This window comes from Rheinheimera pacifica, assembly GCF_024809855.1.
Classification (GTDB): Bacteria; Pseudomonadota; Gammaproteobacteria; order Enterobacterales; family Alteromonadaceae; genus Alishewanella; species Alishewanella pacifica_A.
Genome location: NZ_JANUEM010000017.1, coordinates 44,466 through 65,485 on the forward strand (window position 1 = coordinate 44,466; position 21,020 = coordinate 65,485).

The 21,020-nt window shown below is 51.0% G+C and carries 18 protein-coding genes; 11 read left to right on the forward strand and 7 right to left on the reverse strand.

The genetic code is table 11. From position 1 onward, the window contains the following. Positions 1-7: 7 nt before the first annotated feature. From M2404_RS17700 to M2404_RS17720, 5 genes are read left to right on the forward strand one after another with little or no spacing between them, the layout of a single operon-like run. Complete coding sequence (locus M2404_RS17700) at positions 8-1,933, forward strand: TonB-dependent receptor plug domain-containing protein (RefSeq protein ID WP_259241071.1); 1,926 nt, start codon at positions 8-10, stop codon at positions 1,931-1,933. A gap of 2 nt (positions 1,934-1,935) precedes the next feature. Beyond that, positions 1,936-5,775 carry a cobaltochelatase subunit CobN gene (cobN, locus tag M2404_RS17705; protein WP_259241072.1) on the forward strand — a complete coding sequence of 1,280 codons (3,840 nt, stop codon included), beginning with the start codon at positions 1,936-1,938 and terminating at the stop codon, positions 5,773-5,775. Next, positions 5,772-6,260: a MotA/TolQ/ExbB proton channel family protein gene (locus M2404_RS17710; protein WP_259241073.1), complete on the forward strand. Its 489-nt coding sequence runs from the start codon at positions 5,772-5,774 to the stop codon at positions 6,258-6,260. Before cobN ends, M2404_RS17710 begins: the two co-directional genes overlap by 4 nt. Beyond that, entirely contained in the window at positions 6,257-6,571 is a 315-nt protein-coding gene (locus tag M2404_RS17715; protein WP_259241074.1) for a DUF2149 domain-containing protein, read from the forward strand. The genes M2404_RS17710 and M2404_RS17715 overlap by 4 nt, the downstream gene beginning before the upstream one ends. Before the next feature lie 56 nt (positions 6,572-6,627). After that, on the forward strand, positions 6,628-6,783 hold the full coding sequence (locus M2404_RS17720) for a CBS domain-containing protein (protein WP_259241075.1): 156 nt from the start codon (positions 6,628-6,630) through the stop codon (positions 6,781-6,783). Here M2404_RS17720 and M2404_RS17725 read toward each other — a convergent pair whose 3' ends face one another. Beyond that, on the reverse strand, positions 6,784-8,703 hold the full coding sequence (locus tag M2404_RS17725; RefSeq protein ID WP_259241076.1) for a methyl-accepting chemotaxis protein: 1,920 nt from the start codon (positions 8,701-8,703) through the stop codon (positions 6,784-6,786). Positions 8,704-8,913: 210 nt separating this feature from the next. On the opposite strand from M2404_RS17725, the gene M2404_RS17730 reads away from it, so the two are divergent. After that, on the forward strand, positions 8,914-9,318 hold the full coding sequence (locus M2404_RS17730; protein WP_259241077.1) for a ribonucleotide reductase subunit alpha: 405 nt from the start codon (positions 8,914-8,916) through the stop codon (positions 9,316-9,318). Positions 9,319-9,400: 82 nt separating this feature from the next. Here the strand turns inward: M2404_RS17730 and hemN are convergent, their stop codons facing one another. Continuing rightward, entirely contained in the window at positions 9,401-10,762 is a 1,362-nt protein-coding gene (hemN, locus tag M2404_RS17735) for an oxygen-independent coproporphyrinogen III oxidase (RefSeq protein WP_259241078.1), read from the reverse strand. A 57-nt stretch (positions 10,763-10,819) separates the two neighbouring features. Further along, on the reverse strand, positions 10,820-11,335 hold the full coding sequence (gene ubiT, locus M2404_RS17740) for a ubiquinone anaerobic biosynthesis accessory factor UbiT (RefSeq protein ID WP_259241079.1): 516 nt from the start codon (positions 11,333-11,335) through the stop codon (positions 10,820-10,822). A gap of 112 nt (positions 11,336-11,447) precedes the next feature. On the opposite strand from ubiT, the gene ubiU reads away from it, so the two are divergent. Genes ubiU through mog form a run of 3 tightly spaced genes read left to right on the forward strand, consistent with a single transcriptional unit; the run spans position 11,448 to position 13,891 of the window. Next, positions 11,448-12,440: a ubiquinone anaerobic biosynthesis protein UbiU gene (ubiU, locus tag M2404_RS17745; RefSeq protein ID WP_259241080.1), complete on the forward strand. Its 993-nt coding sequence runs from the start codon at positions 11,448-11,450 to the stop codon at positions 12,438-12,440. A 4-nt stretch (positions 12,441-12,444) separates the two neighbouring features. Then, complete coding sequence (locus M2404_RS17750) at positions 12,445-13,317, forward strand: U32 family peptidase (RefSeq protein ID WP_259241081.1); 873 nt, start codon at positions 12,445-12,447, stop codon at positions 13,315-13,317. Positions 13,318-13,354: 37 nt separating this feature from the next. Next, positions 13,355-13,891 carry a molybdopterin adenylyltransferase gene (mog, locus tag M2404_RS17755; RefSeq protein ID WP_259241082.1) on the forward strand — a complete coding sequence of 179 codons (537 nt, stop codon included), beginning with the start codon at positions 13,355-13,357 and terminating at the stop codon, positions 13,889-13,891. 2 nt (positions 13,892-13,893) lie between these two features. Here the strand turns inward: mog and M2404_RS17760 are convergent, their stop codons facing one another. The 4 genes from M2404_RS17760 to M2404_RS17775 all read right to left on the reverse strand — a co-directional run bounded on the left by M2404_RS17760 (position 13,894) and on the right by M2404_RS17775 (position 18,156). Further along, on the reverse strand, positions 13,894-14,568 hold the full coding sequence (locus M2404_RS17760) for an ATPase (RefSeq protein ID WP_259241083.1): 675 nt from the start codon (positions 14,566-14,568) through the stop codon (positions 13,894-13,896). Beyond that, complete coding sequence (locus M2404_RS17765; RefSeq protein WP_259241084.1) at positions 14,556-14,807, reverse strand: hypothetical protein; 252 nt, start codon at positions 14,805-14,807, stop codon at positions 14,556-14,558. Before M2404_RS17765 ends, M2404_RS17760 begins: the two co-directional genes overlap by 13 nt. An 84-nt stretch (positions 14,808-14,891) precedes the next feature. Next, the gene (locus M2404_RS17770) at positions 14,892-16,628 is read right to left on the reverse strand and encodes a bifunctional protein-serine/threonine kinase/phosphatase (protein WP_259241085.1); all 1,737 of its coding nucleotides are present in this window, start codon (positions 16,626-16,628) and stop codon (positions 14,892-14,894) included. A gap of 31 nt (positions 16,629-16,659) precedes the next feature. Beyond that, entirely contained in the window at positions 16,660-18,156 is a 1,497-nt protein-coding gene (locus tag M2404_RS17775; protein WP_259241086.1) for a NarK family nitrate/nitrite MFS transporter, read from the reverse strand. A gap of 303 nt (positions 18,157-18,459) precedes the next feature. On the opposite strand from M2404_RS17775, the gene M2404_RS17780 reads away from it, so the two are divergent. Then, positions 18,460-19,764 carry an MFS transporter gene (locus M2404_RS17780; protein WP_259241087.1) on the forward strand — a complete coding sequence of 435 codons (1,305 nt, stop codon included), beginning with the start codon at positions 18,460-18,462 and terminating at the stop codon, positions 19,762-19,764. Positions 19,765-19,778: 14 nt separating this feature from the next. After that, positions 19,779-20,981: an NnrS family protein gene (locus M2404_RS17785; RefSeq protein WP_259241088.1), complete on the forward strand. Its 1,203-nt coding sequence runs from the start codon at positions 19,779-19,781 to the stop codon at positions 20,979-20,981. The last annotated feature ends 39 nt before the right edge of the window (positions 20,982-21,020 follow it).

Genomic DNA, 21,020 nt, shown 5'->3' on the forward strand with positions numbered 1-21,020 from the left:
CCGATAAATGATCACCTCCCTATTACTCAGCAGTGCCATGCTGCAAAGCGCAGCAGCGCTGCCTGTGGCCGATGATACAGACCAGATTGAACACATTGTCGTGTCAGCGACCGGCGCCGCGCGCAGCACGCTGGAAGCCCCGGCATCAGTCAGCCTGATTAGCCGTGAACAGATAGAAAACAGCACCGAACCTCAATTTATCGACCTGCTGCGTCAGGTACCGGGCGTCAGTTTATCCGGCCGGGGTGTTGGTGGCCGTAAAGTGATTCAGCTGCGCGGCATGGACTCCAAACACTCACTGATTCTGGTCGATGGCCGCCGTATTTCGGCCACCGATGATATTGTCGGCCATTCCGATTTGCAGTACGACTGGATTGCACTGGATACCATTGAGCGCATCGAAGTGGTACGCGGGCCATTGTCTGCGTTGTATGGTTCTGAAGCTATCGGTGGTGTAATCAACATTATTACCCGTGGTTACAGCGAAAACTGGCGGGGTACTTTTCAGGCAGCAGGTGCCGTACCGGATAACAGCCGTGGCGGTAATCAGTACCGCTCCAGCCTGAGTATGTCTGGCCCGTTAACCGACACGCTCGGTGCCCGTTTCAGCCTGAGTCAGGCCCGGCAGGGCGATACTGCTGAAAAGCTTGATCCGCAACTGAGCGAGCAAGAAGGCAAAAAGAAACTGTCACTCAGTACCGGGCTAAGCTGGCAGTTTTTACCGCAGCACCGGCTGGAGCTGGCCTATTTGTATGCGGATGAAGATCGCTGGCAGGATACGGTAAAATCCGGCACTAATTACCAGAGCAGCTACGATTTAAAACGTAAGCAATTCAGCGTGCACTGGCTGCCACAATGGGAAAACTGGAGCGGTATGGCCGGTTATTACCGTTCCAGCTTTGATGTGATTAATCATGCAGATAATAACGTTACACCTTATGTACCGCAGTTTTTTACTGACGATGTATTTGAAAGCCGCTTCCACCGCGATATCGGTACTGATCACCGCCTGACAGTAGGTGCTGAATGGCGTAATGAAAAATTGGAACACCCGGAGTTTATTAACGGTGAAGGCAGTGCCACCCACAAATCGGCGTTATTGCAGGATGAATGGCGGCTGGCCAGCCAGCTGACCCTGACCCTCGGCAGCCGCTGGGATCACCACGAATACTTTGGCAGTGAAATCAGCCCGCGTGCTTATCTGGTCTGGGAACTGTCACCCGGCCTGGCGCTGAAAGGCGGTTATGGTCATGGTTTCCGCGCACCAACATTAAAACAGATTTCCCCGGATTACCGTTTCGACGGCCCGCACAGTTTTATCGGTAACAGCGAAGTGAAACCGGAAAGCAGCGATAACTGGGAACTGGGGCTGCGTTATGAACAACTGCCACAGCTGACTGCCGGCATTACGCTGTTTCATAACAAAGTGACCGATCTGATCACCACCTTCTGTATCGATAATTGCAGCAGCAGGCTGGGTAAAGTATTCCAGTACGTCAATATGTCCGAAGCTTCGGTTAAAGGGGTTGAAGCCGAACTGGACTGGCATATCACAACAGACTGGCGTCTGGCATCCAGCTACACCTATACCGACTCTAAAGACGACAGCACCGGCCTGCATTTACCGGCCCGGCCAGAGCACCGCGCCACCGCCCGGCTGGAATACACCCTGCTCAGTGATGTGCTGTATTTATCGGCAGATATCGACTACACCGGCAAACAATGGCTGATCAGCAGTAACAGTGAAGTGGAATTACCGTCTTACAGCGTAGTCAATACTAACCTGCGCTACCGTTTAAATGCCCAGCATCAGTTCACCTTTGGTGTCAGTAACCTGAATAATGTTGACCTGCTGGAAAAAGACAGCGGCTTTGGTTATGTTGAAACCGGCCGCAGCTACCACCTGAACTGGTTATATAAATTTAAGGAGTAATCATGCCATTCCTCAAACGGTTATGGCTGATTCTGTTATTAATCAGCGGCCCGGTGGCCGCTGATATCAGCATTTTAACCAATCGTTTTGTACTGGATGCCAAGCTTAACCTGCTCACCAGGTCAGCTACCGATGCCGGTTTCAAGGTACAGGTTCTGCTTAGCGACGACTTAACCGATCAGCAATTGCTGCAACAGTTACAGCACACTTCCCTGCTGGTAGTGGATATTCCGCGGGCATCTGATTTCTCGGCCATACAGCAACGGCTGAAACCACTGGCTGCCCGCCTGCCGCAGCAACAGCTATGGGTTGGCCGTACCGAAAAACAAGCGCAGGGGCTGAAACCGGAACAGGCAGAGATACTGTGGCAATATTACCGTCACGGTGGCGAACATAATTTCCGCCATTTTTTCCGCTATCTGGCCGCACGGGATAATCCAGCCGCACTGGCAGCTATTCCGGCACCGGTGGTAATTCCGGCCATGGGTGCCTATCACCCGGATTTTCCGGCACGCTTTAGTGCCGATCCGGATCAGATACTGCAATTTTTAACCAGCCGCAGCAAAAAGCCCGGCAGTAACAATGTGGTGGCGATTGGCTTCCATGCCCGCTATCTGGAATCCGGCGCGATGGCACATATTGACGCCATTACCCGGGCGCTGGAGCAACGTAATCTGGTGGCGTTACCGGTATTTTATACGCTGGGGCCGGATGCCAACCTAACCCAACTGCTGCAACACCGGGTGCAGGCATTACTGCATTTACAGCCGGTATATCACAATGGTTTGCTGCCCCACCTGCAACAGCTGGGCATTCCGGTATTACAGGGTATTGGCTGGTGGACCGGCGACGAAGCAGAATGGCGTAAGCATCCTTCCGGCCTGTCGCTGGCCAGTACGCCATTGTATTTGGCCCTGCCGGAGCAGAACGGTTTAACCGATCCGTTAGTGCTGTGGACCGAATATCAGGGAGCATTAACCCCAATCCGCGAGCAGGTTGATGCTGTCAGTAATAAGCTGGCCGGCTTAATCGCCTTACAGCAAACCACGGATGACCAACGCCGGGTTGCAGTGATGTTTTATAACTACCCACCGGGCGAAAAAAATATGTCGGCCTCTTTTATGAATGTGCCACGCAGCCTGGCCGGATTAAGCCAGCAATGGCAACAGCAGGGGTATCACATTACGCCGTTTTCTGAACAACAGGCTATTGATACGCTGGGGCGGTTAATTCAGGGCTTGCATCAACCGGCCTTACTGCCACAACTGGCCCAGCAGGATCTGGCTGCCAGCCTGCCGTTCAGCCAGTATCAGCAGTGGTACAACGCTTTGCCACAGGATGTACGGCAACGGATTGAAGCCCGCTGGGGCACACCGGAGCAATCGCCTTATCTGTCCGGAGCTGCCGGTCAGCAGGTATTTTTGATCCCTCGCTGGCAGAACGGCCATATTATAATGCTGCCACAACCGCCGCGGGGTATGCCGGAAGCCGATCAGGAACGCAGCCTGTACCACGACCTGCGGCTGCCGGTAAACCATTACTATCTGGCAACATATCTGTGGCTGCGTCAGCAATCCGGTGCGCAGGCGCTGATCCACTTCGGCACCCACGGCACACAGGAATGGATGCCCGGTAAAGAGCGCGGTCTGAGCAGCTATGATGATCCTTTGCTGGCACTGGGCGATATTCCGGTCATTTATCCCTATATCGTTGATAACACCGGTGAAGCAACACAGGCCAAACGCCGTGGCCGTGCTACCATGATTAGCCACCAGACGCCGTTATTTCAGCCTTCCGGCTTACATGGCAGTTTGCTAGAACTGCACCAGTTAATTCACCAGTATCAGCAACTGGACGAAGGTGAAGTGAAACAGCTGACGCTGCAACGTTTGCAGGATACCGCCGTTAATGATCCGATTATGAAAGATCTTAACTGGAAGCCGGAGCAAATCAGCACCGATACCGAACGTTTTATCAGCGAGCTGCACGATTACCTGCATAGTCTGGCGGCACAGGCGCAACCGCTCGGTCTGCACAGCTTTGCGACCACAGGCCCGCAGCAGCAACAGCTAACCACCATTATGCAAATGTTGGGTAACGATTTTATCCAGGCACTGGGTGTTGCTGAACCGGAAGAGGTTTTTGCTACCGATTACCAGCAACTGCCACAAACCCTGCCCTATCGCTGGCTGGAAAGTGCGCTTGGTTATCATGACCAGCCGCTGCCACCCGCGTTACCCGAATGGCAGCAAAAAGCCCGCCATTACGCCACCCTGCTGAATGCTCAGACCGAATTCACCGGTTTACAGCAAGCATTGACAGGGCATTTTGTGACACCGGGCGTCGGCGGCGATCCGCTGCGGGTGATTGAAAGCCTGCCAACCGGTAAAAACCTGTATGGTTTTGATCCGGCGCGGATCCCAACCAAAGAGGCGTGGCAGGCTGGTAAAGCTGCAATGACAGAATTGCTGCAAAGCCATAAAGAGCAGCACGGCACATGGCCGGAGAAGCTGGCATTTTCACTGTGGGCGGTAGAGGCGATGCGTCATGGTGGCGTGCTGGAAAGTGAGGCCCTGTATGCCATCGGCGTTGAACCCGTGTGGGATAATGCGGGCCGGGTTACCGGTTACTCTGTGTTATCGACCGCACAGCTGGGGCGGCCACGGGTAGATGTGGTGCTGTCATCAACCGGTTTATACCGCGATCAATTCCCTAATATGATGGCGCATTTTGCCAAAGCCGCTGAGGAAATCTCGCAGCTGGCGGAAGCGGATAACCCGGTATACCGCAATACCGAACGTTTACTGGCAGACTTACTGCAACAAGGTATGAATGAAAAAGATGCCCGTTACTTTGCCAGCACCCGGGTGTTCGGCAGCCCGACCGGCGTTTACGGCACCGGGCTGGATGATGCCATTCAGGCCAGTGACAGCTGGCAGGACGACAGTAAACTGGCGCAGTTATACCTGTCGCGGATGAGCTATGCCTTTGGCCCCGATCCAGAGCGCTGGGGTCAGGATGCCGATACCAGCACCCTGTATGCTGAGAACCTGAAAGGCGTCGATGCTGCGCTGCTGGCCAGAACCTCAAATCTGTACGGTATGCTGACCACGGATGATCCGTTCCAGTATCTGGGCGGGATTGATCTGGCAGTACGGCATTTAACCGGAAAAAGCCCGGCACTGTATATCTCTAACCAGCGGCAGGCCGGACAAGCCCGTATCGAATCAGCCTCGCGTTTTCTGGCAGCCGAACTCAGCACCCGGGTATTCCATCCCGGCTGGATTCAGGCTATGCAGGCAGAAGGTTATGCCGGTGCACTGAACCTGCAGGACATTACGGCCAATTTATGGGGCTGGCAGGTGGTATCGCCGGATATGGTGCGCGATGACCAATGGCAGAGCCTGCACGATGTGTATGTGAACGACAGCCTGCAACTGGGTATCAATGAATGGTTTGCCGAACATGCCCCTGAAGCTCAAGCCCGGATGATGGAGCGGATGCTAGAAGCTATCCGTAAAGAATACTGGGATGCGTCAGAACAGACCCTCACCGAGCTGTTGCAGGCCTATCTGGAGCTAACCGCCAAATTTGATATTCAGGCCGGTAATGATGCAATTGCAGACTTTGTAAAACAACAGGCTACCGGATTCGGGCTGAGTGTTGCAGCAGCACAGGCAGGTAGCGAAGGCCAGCAGGTCAGTGGCCAGCAACTGCAACAGGTCAGCAATAACGCCGCTGAACAGCAACGGCTGTGGTATCTGCCACTGCTGTTATTAATTCCTCTGCTGGCCGGGGTTGCCCGCCAGCATCTTAACGTATTTCGCAGGAGCGCCGCATGATAGGCATTGAAACCATACTGTATGAGCTGTCGTACTGGTTTATGGCACCGGTATTATTGTCGATTATCTTATTTTTTATCTATTCGCTGTATGCCAGCGGGCGTTTTCTGACGGAATGTTATCAGCGTTTCAGCAGTGGCTGGCAGCCACTGCACCGCTTGATGGCAGCACAACCTGGCTGGAAAAGCGAAGAACTGGAACTGGCGATAATGGCCGAGCTGGAAGGTTTGAAAATTACCGCCAGAACCGCCCCGCTGCTAGGGCTGGTTGCCACCATGATCCCGATGGGCCCAGCACTGGCCGGTGTCGCGGCCGGTGAAATGACGGTAGTCGGTGAACAGGTTGGTGTGGCGTTTGCGGCGGTTATTGTTGCGCTGGTCGCCGCTTCGCTAGCGTTTATTATTCAGACCGTTACCCGCCGCTGGCGTTTAAAGGAACTGCTGCAACTGGAACGGCAGCAACAGGCTGCAGGTAATACACCATGAGCCGCCGTTTTCTGGATGCTGAAGATGATGATCCGGTACTGAGCATGGTGAACATTATCGACGTGTTTCTGGTGATTATCGTGATTCTGTTTATCATCATCGTCAATAACCCGCTGAACCCGTTCAGCAGCGATGACGTAGTGGTGATTAAAAACCCCGGTAAAGAGAATATGGAAATCACCATTAAAGACGGCGAAAAACTGGAAAAATACCAGTCGACCAGTGAAATAGGCAGCGGCATAGGCAGTAAAGCCGGTGTCACCTACCGGCTGGACGACGGCAGCCTGATCTACGTGCCAGAAACAGACTAAACCAACCGCCATTTATTGTAATAAAAAGACACTGCCTTGCTACAGTGTCTTTTTTTATGGCATATGAAGATGACCATATCGTCGCCTTGGTACCTATGCTATCAGATCAGGGCCTGCACCATATCCCGGTACTGGATGCGCAGCAACAACTGGTTGGTATAATTACCCAGTCCGACCTTATCGCTGCGCTGTTTAACAGCAAGCTGGCCTGATCAGGCCAGTTTAAAACGACCAACTAACGCCTGCAATTGCTCAGCCAAACGCGCCAGCTCGCGGCTGGTGCTGGCAGTTTGCTCCGCACCGGCACTGGTTTGTAAGGCTACATCACTGATACTCAGTACTTTTTGATTAATTTCATCAGCAACGGTACTTTGCTGTTCAGCAGCAGAAGCTATTTGCATATTTTTATCGTTTATCCCACTAATACCGCTTAATACACTGGCAAGTATAGTGCCGGTTTCTGCGACTTTTTCACTGCCCTCTTGCGCCTGACTCAGGCTTAAGCGCATTGCATCTGTAGCTTGCAGAGCACCTTGCTGCAACCCCTCTATCATGCGCTGAATATCGCCGGTTGATTGAGCTGTACGTTGTGCCAGTGTGCGAACTTCATCTGCCACGACCGCAAATCCCCGCCCCTGTTCACCGGCTCGGGCTGCTTCAATGGCGGCATTAAGCGCCAGTAAGTTAGTTTGTTCGGCTATGCCACGTATAACATCTAGTACCGATGTAATGGCATCGCTATCATGTTTTACTTTATCGATCACTTTAGCCGTGCTGTCTACCTGTGCTGACAAACGGTTAATAAGGGTTATGCTCTGCTCCAGTTTAGCTTTACCTTGTGTCGCACCTGCCTGCACTGATTCAGATAACTCAGCCGCTTCTGCAGTACTACTGGCTACATCCCGCACGGTGGCGCTCATTTCGTGCATGGCCGTTGCTACCATCTCGGTATCCTGTTGTTGCTGTTGCACACCTTTGCTGGTTTGTAACGTCACTGCAGACGATTGCTCTGCAGCCGTTGCGACCTGAACCGTTGCTGCACCGATGTCATTAATAATGCGTTGCAGCTCCTGCGCCATACTATTGGTACTGTATGCAATACGACCGAACTCGTCTTTCCCCTGATAGTGACTGCGGGCGGTAAGATCACGTTGAGCCAGCGCAGCAATGGCGCCTTCTATGCTATGTACGGCAGACGCAATACTGCGCACTGTAATCATTGCGACGATTACCAACACAGCCGCGATCACTAGTAATACCGTTACAAGCAGCCATAACTGCCGTGTCGCTTGCTGATTTAGCTGCTCTGCTGCTGCTGCGATATCCCGGCTTAAACTCTGTTCAAACTCACTCATCTGAGCCAGCCGGCTGGTAGATATATCAAACCACTGGCCGCCATCTATGTTCAATGCTGCCCCCAGCGCAGTATTAAACGCCAGTTGCTGCAACCTTGCCACCTCAGCAAAACTGTTATGCTGAGTTACCTGTTGCCACTGTTGTTGCTGCGCTGTCGTTACCATACGCAGAAAGTTTTCATTATAGGCATTGTAAGCACCAAGATTATTACTAAACCGCGCCAGTAATTCGCCAGTAAAACTGCCATGACTAAATACCAGGCCCAAAATGGCACGCTCACGCCCGGCGCGTTCTTTCATTTCAATAAACTGGTTTAATGTTGCCAGCTGTTTGGCCATTTCGCGATGCTGTACGTCTACTTCCAACTGGTGGTTTAACGCTATCATTGCTGTAATTAATGCCGTATATCGCTCAGCTGATGTGGTATTAGCCATAGCTAATTGATCAATCTGTCGGCGCAGTTCTGATAACTGTTGTAACTGTTGCTGTAAAGGTTGTAACTGTGGCAAACGCAACGCCATAAATGCCTGCAACTGCCGGTCGCTTTGTTGGCGTAACTGAGCTAACCGCTCGGCAAAACGCTCACCGGAGCTGGCCAGAAACACCCCACTGGCGCCGCGTTCGGCTTGCAAAGTTCCTACCAGCGTATTCATTGTTACAGAAGCATCTATCGAACTACCTATATGCCGGGCGAGTTCAACCTGTTGCCAACTGGCTGTTAGCCTGCCACCCGCCAACCACAAAGCAGCTAATACCGGCAGTAGAAGTAGTAACATTAATTTCTGACTGATAGCCAAATTACGGATAAAACGCCTCATAAACAAAACCCCATGGTGAAAAGTACTATTATTTTAGGTAAAAAATACCTAATCGCCGAGCAGGCAAAGGTGATTACCTCTTTGTGGTTAGTTAATTACCCCGCTATAGCCAGCATATCCGCTGAGCAGCTTTGTTACACTGGAAAAAACTATTATTGAGCTTTGAATATGAATATTGCATCCTACCGCGACTTAATTAACGCTGCAGGCCAGCAAAACGAGCCCCAGCGGTTATTGTTTGTATTTGCCAAGGCCGAGCTGCCAAATGGCTATACCGATACACAAAAGCACAATTTTGAGCAGGGCCAGGGCGGCGCTTTGGCACCAGTGCTCTGTGTAGATAAATTGCCGGATGAAGTCAGCGATTTTAAAAGCTTAGTGAATGAATCAAAAACCACTGGTGTTGACTGGGATATCGCCTTTGTGTCAGCCCTTGGCGGCCGCGGTGGTTTTGCGCCGAACAGCGATGAAGCCACCCAACCCCTTAAGATGATGATGGAAAAAATTCAGGGCGGCATAATTGCCGATTTTCTTACCTTTAATAAAGCCGGTGAATTGGTGGCGTTGTATTAACCATACCAATTACATCCAAGCCATGCCGGGTGCATATTTGCGCTCGGTATAGAAATGCCCTGTTTGCCCGGGCCCTGCAGAATTACACCACTTTTGAATAACGCTGTTGGTCCAGGGTTAGGTAAGCATCAAAACAGGCACAGATGCTGCGTACCCATAGCCGGCCAGCATCGGTTACTTTAATGCGCTCAGCGTATACCTCAACCAAACCGTCTTCCATAAAAGGCTGCAAGCGCGCCAAAGCGTCAGCAAAATATTGCCAAAAGCTTTGGATATGCCATTGGCGGCTAAATGTTTCTGTATCCAGTGCAAAATGGCAAATTAACTGGCTGATTAGCGCCGCCCGTAGTTTGTCATCTGCATTTAAACTAAAACCGCGTTCAGTGGCAAACTGAGCTTTATTAACAGCTGCATAATACGCCGGTAAATCTTTGCTGTTTTGCCACAGCACGCCACTTACCTGACTGATACTAGACACACCAAGACCTATCAATGCATCCTGGCCGGCGGTGGTGTAGCCCTGAAAATTGCGCTGCAACTTACCGGCATGCTGGGCTTTGGCCAGGGTGTCATCCGGTCGGGCAAAGTGATCCATACCGATAAACTGATAACCGGCCGCAACAAAACGGTCAATCGCCAGTTGCATTAACTCCAGCTTTAACGGTGCATCCGGCAAACTGCTGTTATCTATTTTGCGCTGCGCAGCAAAACGAGCCGGGATATGGGCATAGCTAAACAGCGAAATACGGTGCGGATTAAGCCGGATAATTTCATCTACCGTTTCAGCAAAGCTGGCCGGCTGCTGAAACGGCAGGCCATAGATAAGGTCGAGATTAATTGAGCTGAAACCCAGCTCACGGCTAAGCTGCACCTGATGACGGATAAGATCAGTGTCCTGCACACGGTTAATGGCAATCTGCACTTTTTCATCTAAATCCTGCACACCAAAGCTGACGCGGTTAAAGCCTAAAGTACGCAGATGCCGCAGCTTGTTATCGTTGCAGCTGCGCGGGTCAATTTCAATACTGATTTCGGCATCAGCATTAATAGTAAAAAACTTATGTAACAGCGCCATTAAGCGGCTAAGTTGCACCTCCGTTAAAAACGTTGGTGTACCGCCACCCAAATGCAGTTGGTTAATGCGCTTACTGTCCAGTAGTGGCGCATACAGCGCCATCTCTTCAGTTAAGGCATCAAGATAGGTATCAGCTTTGTGCTGGTGCCGGGTAATAACTTTATTACAGCCACAGTAGTAACACAGCTTATGGCAGAACGGGATATGTAGATAAAGGCTCAGCTCGTCGGGGCTTTGGCTGATTGCGCTCTGGATCAGCCCATGGTCAAAGTCGGTACTCAGCGAAAGTGCTGTGGGATAAGAGGTATAACGTGGGCCATTAATGTTATATTTACTAATTAATGCTGGGTCCCATTTAATTGTTTGCATCTTTACCTCTGTTATTGCGCCAGACCACCGGCAGACTGGCTAAGTGCCCACTTAACGCTATTCCACCGCGGGCTTAGGATCTGCCAACGCGACTGTCTTTTGTTGCTGTGCTAGCCATTGCAGGCTGCGCGTTAAAGGTAGCGGTAAACGCTCCGGCCCTATGCTGTCGAGCAGGTTTTTGCAGTACAAGCCAAGCTCTGTATCACCGAGCATTTGCAACCTGCGACGGAAAAACAACGTATCAGGGTCAACTTGGTTAGTGATCATGGCGATAAAATCGGCCAGTTCAGCTTTTAACAGCAGGTCTTGCTGTGGCGGGTGCAGCTGCACTTGCAACTGCCTGCCGTTAAGGCTGATGCCAAACTCCAGCGCAATATCTGCCACACTTACCACCACGCTTTTATCCTGCAAAAAACTCAGCTCGCCTGTGCGTAGCTCAGTGTAGAAAAACCGGTTTAACGCCAACTGTAACACGCCAACCTGTGCCGCCCTGGGAGCACAACGGGTAAGCCGGCGCAGCATTGTAGGTAGAACAGCTACCAACTTAGAGTTAACTCTTTTAATATCAAACATATATAAGCATTCCAGTCGTATCAGACCCTATAATAAAACCACAGCGCAACCGCATTGGCTATTCCCTGTCGGAGGTAGCTAAGGTAACGAAAATTAAGCAAGGGAAGTAAAAATGGAGCTGCTCTGCCCCGCCGGCAGTATGCCGGCGTTAAAGGCGGCCATCGAACATGGCGCCGATGCTGTGTATATCGGCTTAAAAGATGACACCAATGCCCGCCATTTTGCCGGGCTGAACTTTGACGAAGCCAGGCTACGCGAAGCCGCACGCTATGTGCACCAACATGGCAAAAAGCTGCATGTGGCGATTAACACCTTCGCCCACCCGGATAACTATCAGCGCTGGCAACAGGCGGTCGATCTTGCCGTAAGTGCCGGGGCAGATGTGTTGATCCTGGCTGATATCGCTGTGCTGGCCTACGCCGCTGAGTGCTACCCCAAGATAGAGCGGCATTTGTCGGTGCAGGCCTCGGCGACCAATGCTGCAGCGATTAATTTTTACCGCCAGTTTGGCATCAGCCGCGTGGTGTTGCCACGGGTGCTATCAATGCAGCAAGTACGGGCATTAGCAAAAAGCTGTGATATTGACCTGGAAGTGTTTGCTTTTGGCAGCCTGTGCATTATGGCCGAAGGCCGCTGCTATTTAAGCTCCTATATGACCGGGCAGTCACCCAACACCGCAGGTGCCTGCTCACCGGCAGCATTTGTACAGTGGCAGGATAACAACGGCAGCCTGGAATCACGCTTAAACGGCGTATTAATTGATCGCTTCGCGCCGGATGAAACCGCCGGTTATCCCACGCTGTGCAAAGGCCGTTTTAACGTCGGCGGGGACACCTACCATGCATTGGAGGAACCCACCAGTTTAAACACGCTGGATTTGCTGCCACAACTTTATGCCGAAGGGATTAAGTCGCTAAAAATTGAGGGCCGTCAACGCAGCCCTGCTTATGTCACGAAAATTACGCAGGTGTGGCGCGCCGCCATTGATGCGGTAATGGCTGATCCACAGCGCTTTTACGTGCAACAGCAGTGGCAACAGGTGCTGGCAGGGCTCTCTGAAGGCAGCCAGACCACACTCGGTGCTTATCATCGTAAATGGAAATAACCTGATGAAATTTTCTCTGGGGCCGGTGCTGTACTTTTGGCCCAAAGCACAGATGCAGCAATTTTACCGCGACGCCGCCGATTCAGCGGTAGATATTGTTTATCTGGGTGAAACAGTATGCAGCAAAAGACGTGAGCTGAAATTTGATGACTATATCGCGCTGGCACAGATGCTGCGTGAAGCCGGTAAACAAGTGTGCTTATCGTCGATGACCTTATATGAAGCACCCGGCGAACTGCGGGAGTTACGTAAATATGTTGATAACGGTGAGTTTTTAGTTGAAGCAAATGACGTTGGCGCTATTAGCATGCTGCAGGAACATGGCCTGCCATTTGTCGCCGGCGCTGCAATAAACTGCTACAACCAGCATAGCTTACGCCGGTTAGTAGGTATGGGATTAACGCGCTGGGTAATGCCGGTAGAGTTATCCCAACACTGGCTGGATACGCTGTTAAGCCAGAGCCTCATTAGTGATATCCGCGACTGTTTTGAAACCGAAGTATTCGGCTTTGGTCATTTGCCGCTGGCCTGGAGTGGCCGCTGTTTTACAGCCCGCTCGGAAAACCGCAGTAAAGATCAGTGCGAGCTGTGCTGCATTAACTACCCGCAGGGGCGCCAGGTAAGCAGCCAGGATGGTACTGCTGTTTTTGTATTAAACGGCATTCAAACACAGTCTGGTAGCCGTTATAACCTGATTAATCAGTTACCGGCTATGCAAGGCATGGTGGATATAGTACGGTTAAGCCCACAAGTTGAAGGCACTTTTGACTGGCTGACAAAGTTTAAAGCCAACAGCAATGGCGCAGCACCACAGCCACTGGCTGCAACCGACAGTAACGGCTACTGGCTGAATCTGGCCGGTATGGCGACGGGTTGAATTTTGAATGGCTGAGGCTGTAACCTTTGGAGCACAGATGACACAAACATTAACCAAAATCGGTATAGTAACAGTAAGTGACCGCGCAAGCGCCGGCATATACGAAGATTTATCCGGTAAAGCTATTATCGATACCTTAAACGACTATTTAACCAGCGATTGGCAAAGCGAATACCGGCTGATCCCTGATGAACAGCCGTTAATTGAGCAAACGCTACGCGAGCTAGCCGACGAAGAAGGCTGCTGTTTAATTGTCACCACCGGCGGTACCGGCCCGGCCAAACGCGACGTTACGCCCGAGGCAACAGAAGCAGTGTGCGACAGAATGATGCCGGGCTTTGGCGAACTGATGCGCACTGAATCGTTAAAATATGTGCCAACGGCAATATTGTCGCGCCAAACTGCAGGCCTGCGCGGCAGCAGTTTAATTATTAACCTGCCGGGTAAGCCCAAAGCCATTCGCCAGTGTTTAGATGCGGTGTTTCCGGCCGTGCCTTACTGCATCGATTTAATGGACGGGCCTTATTTGCAGTGCAATGAGGCGGTGATTAAAGCATTTAGGCCGAAAAGCTGATATTAAACTTTACTGAGACGGATTTTATCGCGAGCCCAGTGTTTAATTACACTTTCAGCAAACCAGAGTGGTTGAGCACGATCAAAGTTCTTCTCTACGATATCAAGGTAACCATCTGGTGTGACTTCAGCAATAAAGGTTAATTGTCGGGTGGAATTATCAAAGAAATAGCTTCTGCGCGATGCCCGTGCCATTTCAGGTAGTAGCTGAAGACTTCTCTCGTATCTTTGAAAGATTTTATCTCTGGGTACACTATGCCCGCCGAGTTCAACCCGCTGCTCAACCCTGGCAACATTTACCTCAGGATCCGACGTACACACGTAATAAAGATAGGCTTTATATCCGGCAGTATTGGCACGCTGGAAGAAATCAAGATGGCTCTTGTGACTCATTACTGACTCATAGCTAAAAGACAACTGATCTCTGATCCAATCCTCACGAAGACCAAGTGCAATTTGTTGCGCTAGCTTAGCAGCTTGATAGGTATTACCTTCTGATAAATCAATGTTCTTTGAATTAGAAAATTGCTGCAACAATTCAGTTAAATTAATATGCTTTGCAATATCATCAGGATTAAGATACTGCCCAAGACGAACAGCATAACGCTCTCTTAACTGTGTTGTTAAAGTTGTTTTGCCCGAGCCATTAGGCCCGGCAATCAATCTCAATTTTGGCAAAGTAAATCTCTGAGTTTTAGCTCAGGTTTAACGGTAACACGCTTTAAAAAAGTTTTTTTGTTGCCAGCGTCCAATTTCACCATCTCGCCATTTTCAACAAAAGTAATAGACACTCCTGCATCCAAAGCTTGCTGCACCGCAGTACGTGATGCTCGAACGCCAATATCCATCAGGGTTTTGTTATCATCTAACTCAGATTTTCTTTGATGTTTCCGAACAGTTCTTACAGCTTGATACATAATCACCTCTGTACTGTAAATATAGCGACATCCTAGCACACTAATCTGATTCCAGACAGCGCAGCAAGTTCATTAGAGCACAACTTAACGCCGCAGCAAAAACAACCACACTACCAGCAATAAGGTAATAAACCAGAACCCGGAAAGCAGTTGCCAGAATAACAGTGGATTAGTTTTATGCTCCTGCTTTACCTCTTCATGCAAAAACTCAGGGTTAGGTTGCTGTAAGTCCGTCAGCAGTTGATTAATGCTCTGATAACGTTGCGATAAATCTAAACTGACACCTTTTTGTAAGGCACGGTCAAACCAGGTGGGAATAACCGGATTAAACTGACTGGCGCTGCGATAGCGCAGTTTGTCGTAATCGGCTGCGGTGCGGCACTCTTCTACTGCATTGCCATAGGGTAAATGGCCACCGCTGAACAGCTCGTAGGCTATGGTGGCAAGGGCATAAATGTCGCCCTGCACGCCGGAGTTATGCCCCAGTAAATAGTGAGGATCCGAATACGCTGCCGTTCCCAGCGCCGCCTCATGCTGCAGCGGGCTGTATATTTCAGCCAGGCCTGCCACATACACCGAGCCAAAGTCGACAATTTTTAAGCCGCCATCATTCAGGTAAATAATATTACCGGGTTTTAAATCCTGATGAATCGCACCCATGCGATGAAATGCGGTTAAACCTTTGGCAATTTGCTTCACCAGCTTAATGGCCAGCGTTGGCTTTAACGGCTTAGGTTGGCTCTCAAACCACTGCTCTAAACTTTGGCCCGGCAGATATTCCATTAAATAATACAAAAAGCTGCGTAGCCGGGTTTGCCGTACTACCTTGACAACGTAATCAGATTCAATGCGCAGGCCAATCCACTCTTCACGGATAAAACGGTCGATATACAACGCATCATCATCGTAATTCAGCGACGGGCATTTTAATACCAACTGTCGGCCGCTTGCCTCATCTTCTACCAGATACAAGTGGCTGCGGCTGCTGGCAAACAGCTCGCTTAGCACTTTATAGCCGTCCAGCTTCATGCCCACGCTTAACGCCGGCGGAAACGGCAACCGGGTAAGATGTTGATTTAAATCTTCCAGGCTTTGCTGCGGTAACTTTGTTACTTCTATCAGAATCAGGCTGAGATTATCATCACTGCCCAGCACCAAAGCTCGCTGCTTTAATTGTGCGGCCGTCAGGCTTAAATCAGTCGAGGTTGATACCGCACGTTGCAGCTCATCGGCACTGATAAAATCGGATATGCCGTCAGAGCACAGTAGAAACCTGTCACCGGGGCGTAAACTCTGGCTACCCTGTTGCAGCGCAACCCGTGCATCCATACCCAGCGCACGGCCAAGAAACTGGCGCTGCCCGGATAATACCGTAGTGTGATCCTGGCTAAGTTGCACCAAGACACCGTCGCGCCAGTGGTACAAACGGCTATCGCCGATATGAAAAAAATGTGCTGTTTGCGATTTGATAATCAAAGCGGTAAAAGTGGTGAGATAGCCTTTCTGATTGTGGACAAACTGATGGCTCAGCTCATACAGCTCATTATTAATAGTGGCCAGCAACTGCGTTGCGCTGTAGGCCACCGACCAGCTGTCGGGGGTCTGGCTATACTCGCGGCAAAAGCGGCTGACCGCCCGCTCACTGGCCTGCTGGCCTGCCTCGGCGGTACTGACGCCATCGGCCAGCGCAAAGCAGGCGCCTTTGTATGTTACCAAGTGCGGATCTTGAGGCATATTAACTGCCACCGCGTCCTCGTTGGCTGGCTTAATCCCCGCCTCACAAAGATGGCTGTAGCAAATTTGCAATTCAGATCCGCTCACTTGTTAGTCCTTATTTCTCACAGTAGTCACATTAACCGACATTAATCCGGTGCACAGTACCGTCTTCTCCTACTTCGGTAATATGGCCTTTCGGGTCGTCCAAAAACATTACCGCAACCAGGCCCACCAAGGCAGAGGCAGCGATAACATAGAAGAACATACTGTAGCTGACATAGCTAAGAACGGTTAAATACACCACCGCGCCAACATTACCGTAAGCCCCGGCCATACCGGCAATCTGGCCGGTCATGCTGCGTTTAATCAGTGGTACTATGGCAAATACCGCGCCCTCGCCGGCTTGCACAAAGAAGCTACAGGCCATGGTGGCCAGCACCGCCAGCGGGATCCACCAGTGGCTGTCCATCAAACCCATCAGAAAATAACCGGCCGCTAAACCGCCAATTAAGATCAGCATGCTTTTACGCCGGCCAAATTTATCAGAAAACCAGCCTCCCATAGGCCGCGAAACCAGGTTCATAAAGGCAAAACCCGAGGCCAGTAAACCGGCTTTCACCGCACTTAAGCCCTCGAAGGTTTCCAGAAAGTACAATGGCAGCATCGATACCACCGCCAGCTCTGAGCCAAAAGTAGCAAAGTAGGCAATATTTAAAATACCAACCTGCTTAAAGCTGTATTTATCCGCCTCCGGCACGCCGGCTCGTAAATGCTCAACATTAATACGTAAGGTTTGCTGCGTTTGTACCACAAACAACACCAGCAGTATGCCCCAGAATGCATACATCATATCGGTAGAAAACAGGTTAACTCCGGCCGGTGACAAGCGCCAGGCCAGCATGCCCAGCGCCAGATGCATAGGGATGTTCATTAAGATTAAGCCCCACAAGGCGCTCCAGCTGGATACCACCATAGCCCCGGTTTTTTTCGGCTTAAAATACACTGAGCCTTTAGGGGTATTACGGGCATATTTGTAAAATACCAGCGCATATACCGCACTGATTACGCCCACAGTACCAATTGCATAACGCCAGCCATCGGCACCTCCATAAGCTAGCGCCAATGCCGGTAGCGTCATGGCTGCAGCGGCTGAGCCAAAGTTACCCCAGCCTCCATAGATGCCTTCTGCAGTACCCACCTGATGATGCGGAAACCACTCGCCTACCAGGCGGATGCCTACTACAAAACCGGCCCCAACAAAACCCAGTAAAAAACGAAACAACGCCAGTGCATCGTAAGTTTGCGCAAAGGCAAAACCAATACAAAGCAGCGCTGAGATAAACAACAGCAAAGAATACATAATACGCGGGCCATAACGGTCCACCAGCATACCCACGACAATACGTGCGGGTATGGTTATAGCCACGTTTAGGATCAGCAAAGCTTTAACCTGCGCGTCGGTTAGTGCCAGTGCCTCTTTAATATGAATGAGTAATGGTGCATGGGCGAACCAGATAACGAAAGTTAAAAAGAAAGCAAACCAGGTAAGGTGCAGCATTTTTACTTTTTGCTCAGCGAAATTCAGCAGGTTTAACCTACTGCCGCTTGCAGTTGCTAAAGCAGGTCCAGCCATAACATTCTCCACAGGATTAACAGATAAACTGCGCCAAGTGTAGAGAGCTGATGCGGTAAAATCATTGATATAGAACAAAGCGTAAACGGCAGTTTTTTATTATAAAACAATTAAATATCACTTTGTGAGTAGTCCAGCCGTCGCTGCGGCGGCGCAATATTTCGATGTCTGCTACCCACTTTGGTGTAACTACCCGCCCCTCCCTATCCTAGCCAGCGCGTCAGAGGTACACCCTCTGCGCTGCGGCAGCATTCAACTTTGACGTTACACTAAGCAGTAATACTGATTGGCGGATATTTTGCTATGAAGCATGTTACTCCCACCACGCTGGCACAGGCGACGCTGCCAGGTGCCAACCGCGCGCTACTGCTGGCAACACTGGCCTTTTCCGCCTGCTTTTCGGTCTGGACCTTATACGCCGTAATGGGCATAGCGTTGCAACAGCAGCTGACGCTTAGCGCTACACAATACGGCATACTGCTGGCGGCACCGATATTAACCGGCGCCATACTGCGGGTGCCGCTTGGCATACTGGCGGACCGTATCAGTAGCCGGCGCTTATGGCTTTACCAGATGCTGGCAGTAATGCCGGCGCTGTTACTGCTGCCACTGGTCGATAGCTACAGCGGCCATTTATGGCTAGGACTCTGGTTTGGTCTCAGCGGTGTGTCTTTTACCTTTGGCGTGCGCTATGTCAGCATCTGGTTTGCCTCAAGCCGTCAGGGCCGGGCGCTGGGTTTATTTGGCGTGGGTAATGCCGGTGTTGCCATTACCTTTGTGCTGGTGCCGCTGGCGGTAACTTATCTTGGCTGGCAGTGGGTGGGGCCGCTTTATGCCGCAGGTATGTTACTGATCACTGTGTTGTTCGCACTTTTGTCACCGGCAGAGCCCGCTCAGGCATATACTCAAGCCGCAGTGCTTAGCCTGCGTACGCTGGCAACAGATGCCCGCATATGGCGCTTTTCCCTGTACTACTACTTTGTGTTCGGCAGTTTTTTAGCACTGCTGTTGTGGCTGCCACAGTACTATATGCAGGCCTATGCGATGAATGCACAGCAAGCTATGGCCTTTACCCTGTTTTTTGTTGCTACCTCAAGCATGGTAAGGGCATTGGGTGGCTGGTTTGCCGATCGTTACGGTGGCCGCGCGGTAAACTGGAGCGTATTCTGGGTCTGTCTCGTTTGTTTGTTTTTTCTCAGCTACCCGCCAACTACGTTGATTGTGCATGGCCTGGAAAAGGATGTGCAGTTGGAAATTGGCCTTAATGTCTGGTGGTTTACCTTACTAATTTTTGTTATCGGCGTGGCCCAGGGTTTTGGCCGTGCCAGTGTATATAAAGTGATCCACGATTATTACCCACAGCATATGGGCAGTGCCGGTGGTTTTGTTGCAGCTATCGGCGCCTTGGGTGGCTGTACCCTGCCGATACTGTTTGGCGTGGCGCAAGACGTGCTGGGCATTGTTACCGGCTGTTTTATGATTTTATATGGCGTACTGGCGCTGTGTATGATCACCATGTTTTTTGCCAACCAAGCGGCAAAATACCAGCAAAAGCTGGCCCAGGCACGCACAGAGAATTTTTTACGCGATGAGGATCAACCTCTTTAAGCTAAGGATAAACCATGCAAATTACTGATCTGGCAACCGAGCAAAAGCTGTTGCCGCTATTGCGCCAGGCGTTTCGGCCAATGTTTTTATTTGGTGCGGCCTTTAGTGCTATTGCTATGCTGCTGTGGGGCCTGACTCTGGCCGGCCATATTCAGCTTAAGCCTTTTGCCAACGTGCTGTTCTGGCACAGCCATGAAATGCTGTTTGGTTTTGTTGCCGCTATTGTTATCGGTTTTTTACTGACCGCAGTGCAAAACTGGACCGGGCTGCGGGCGCCACATGGTAAAAGTCTGCTGTTTATCAGCTTGCTGTGGTTAAGCGCTCGCCTACTGTTGTTGTTTGGCCAGAGCTTACCGTTGTATCTGGTGGCAGCGGTGGATTTGAGCTTTCTGCCGGTGTGCGCGGCATTGTTAGCCATACCCCTTATTAAAACCGGCCAGCAGCGCAACCTGTTTTTTATACCGCTGCTGTTGCTGCTGACTGCCTGCAATGCACTGATGTATATCGGCGTGACCTACAATCGCTATGATTTAATGCAATTGGGCAGCCAAAATGCCATCTGGCTGGTTACGCTGCTGATGGCAATAGTCGGTGGTCGGGTGCTGCCGATGTTTACCGCTAATGGCACCCAAACCAAAAAGGTGGAAGCCATGGTCTGGCTGGATCGCGCCGCGCTGGGTTCTTTATGGCTGATTTTCGTGCTGCACTTTTTTGCACTGAGTAAATACCTGCCGCCACTGGCAATGAGCGGCTTGTTTGCCTTAAGTGCCCTGCTCACCGCCCTGCGCTGCCTGCGCTGGAAAATCTGGCTTACGGTTAAAGTGCCACTGCTGTGGTCGCTACATCTGGCGTACTGGTGTATCCCACTGGGGTTAGCCCTGTACAGCGCACGCTACGCCGGGGTAAATATAAGCAATAGCATAGCACTGCATGCACTCACTGCCGGTGCCATGGGCAGCATGATTTTAAGCATGATGGCAAGGGTGTCACTTGGCCATAGTGGTCGCATGCTTAAACCGCACACCATTATGTCGCTGGCGTTTTTGCTGGTAATGGCTGCTGCGATAAGCCGCACGGTATTCATTTGGCTATGGCCGGCCCAGACTATGCAATGGCTATGGTTAGGCGTAGGCGGCTGGGTGCTGGCTTATACACTTTATGTCCTGGTGTACTTCCCGGTGCTAACCACACCCAGGCCAGATGGCCGGCCAGGGTAAACTCCCTTACCTCTGAAGGGGTAAGCGTACCGAGGCTTT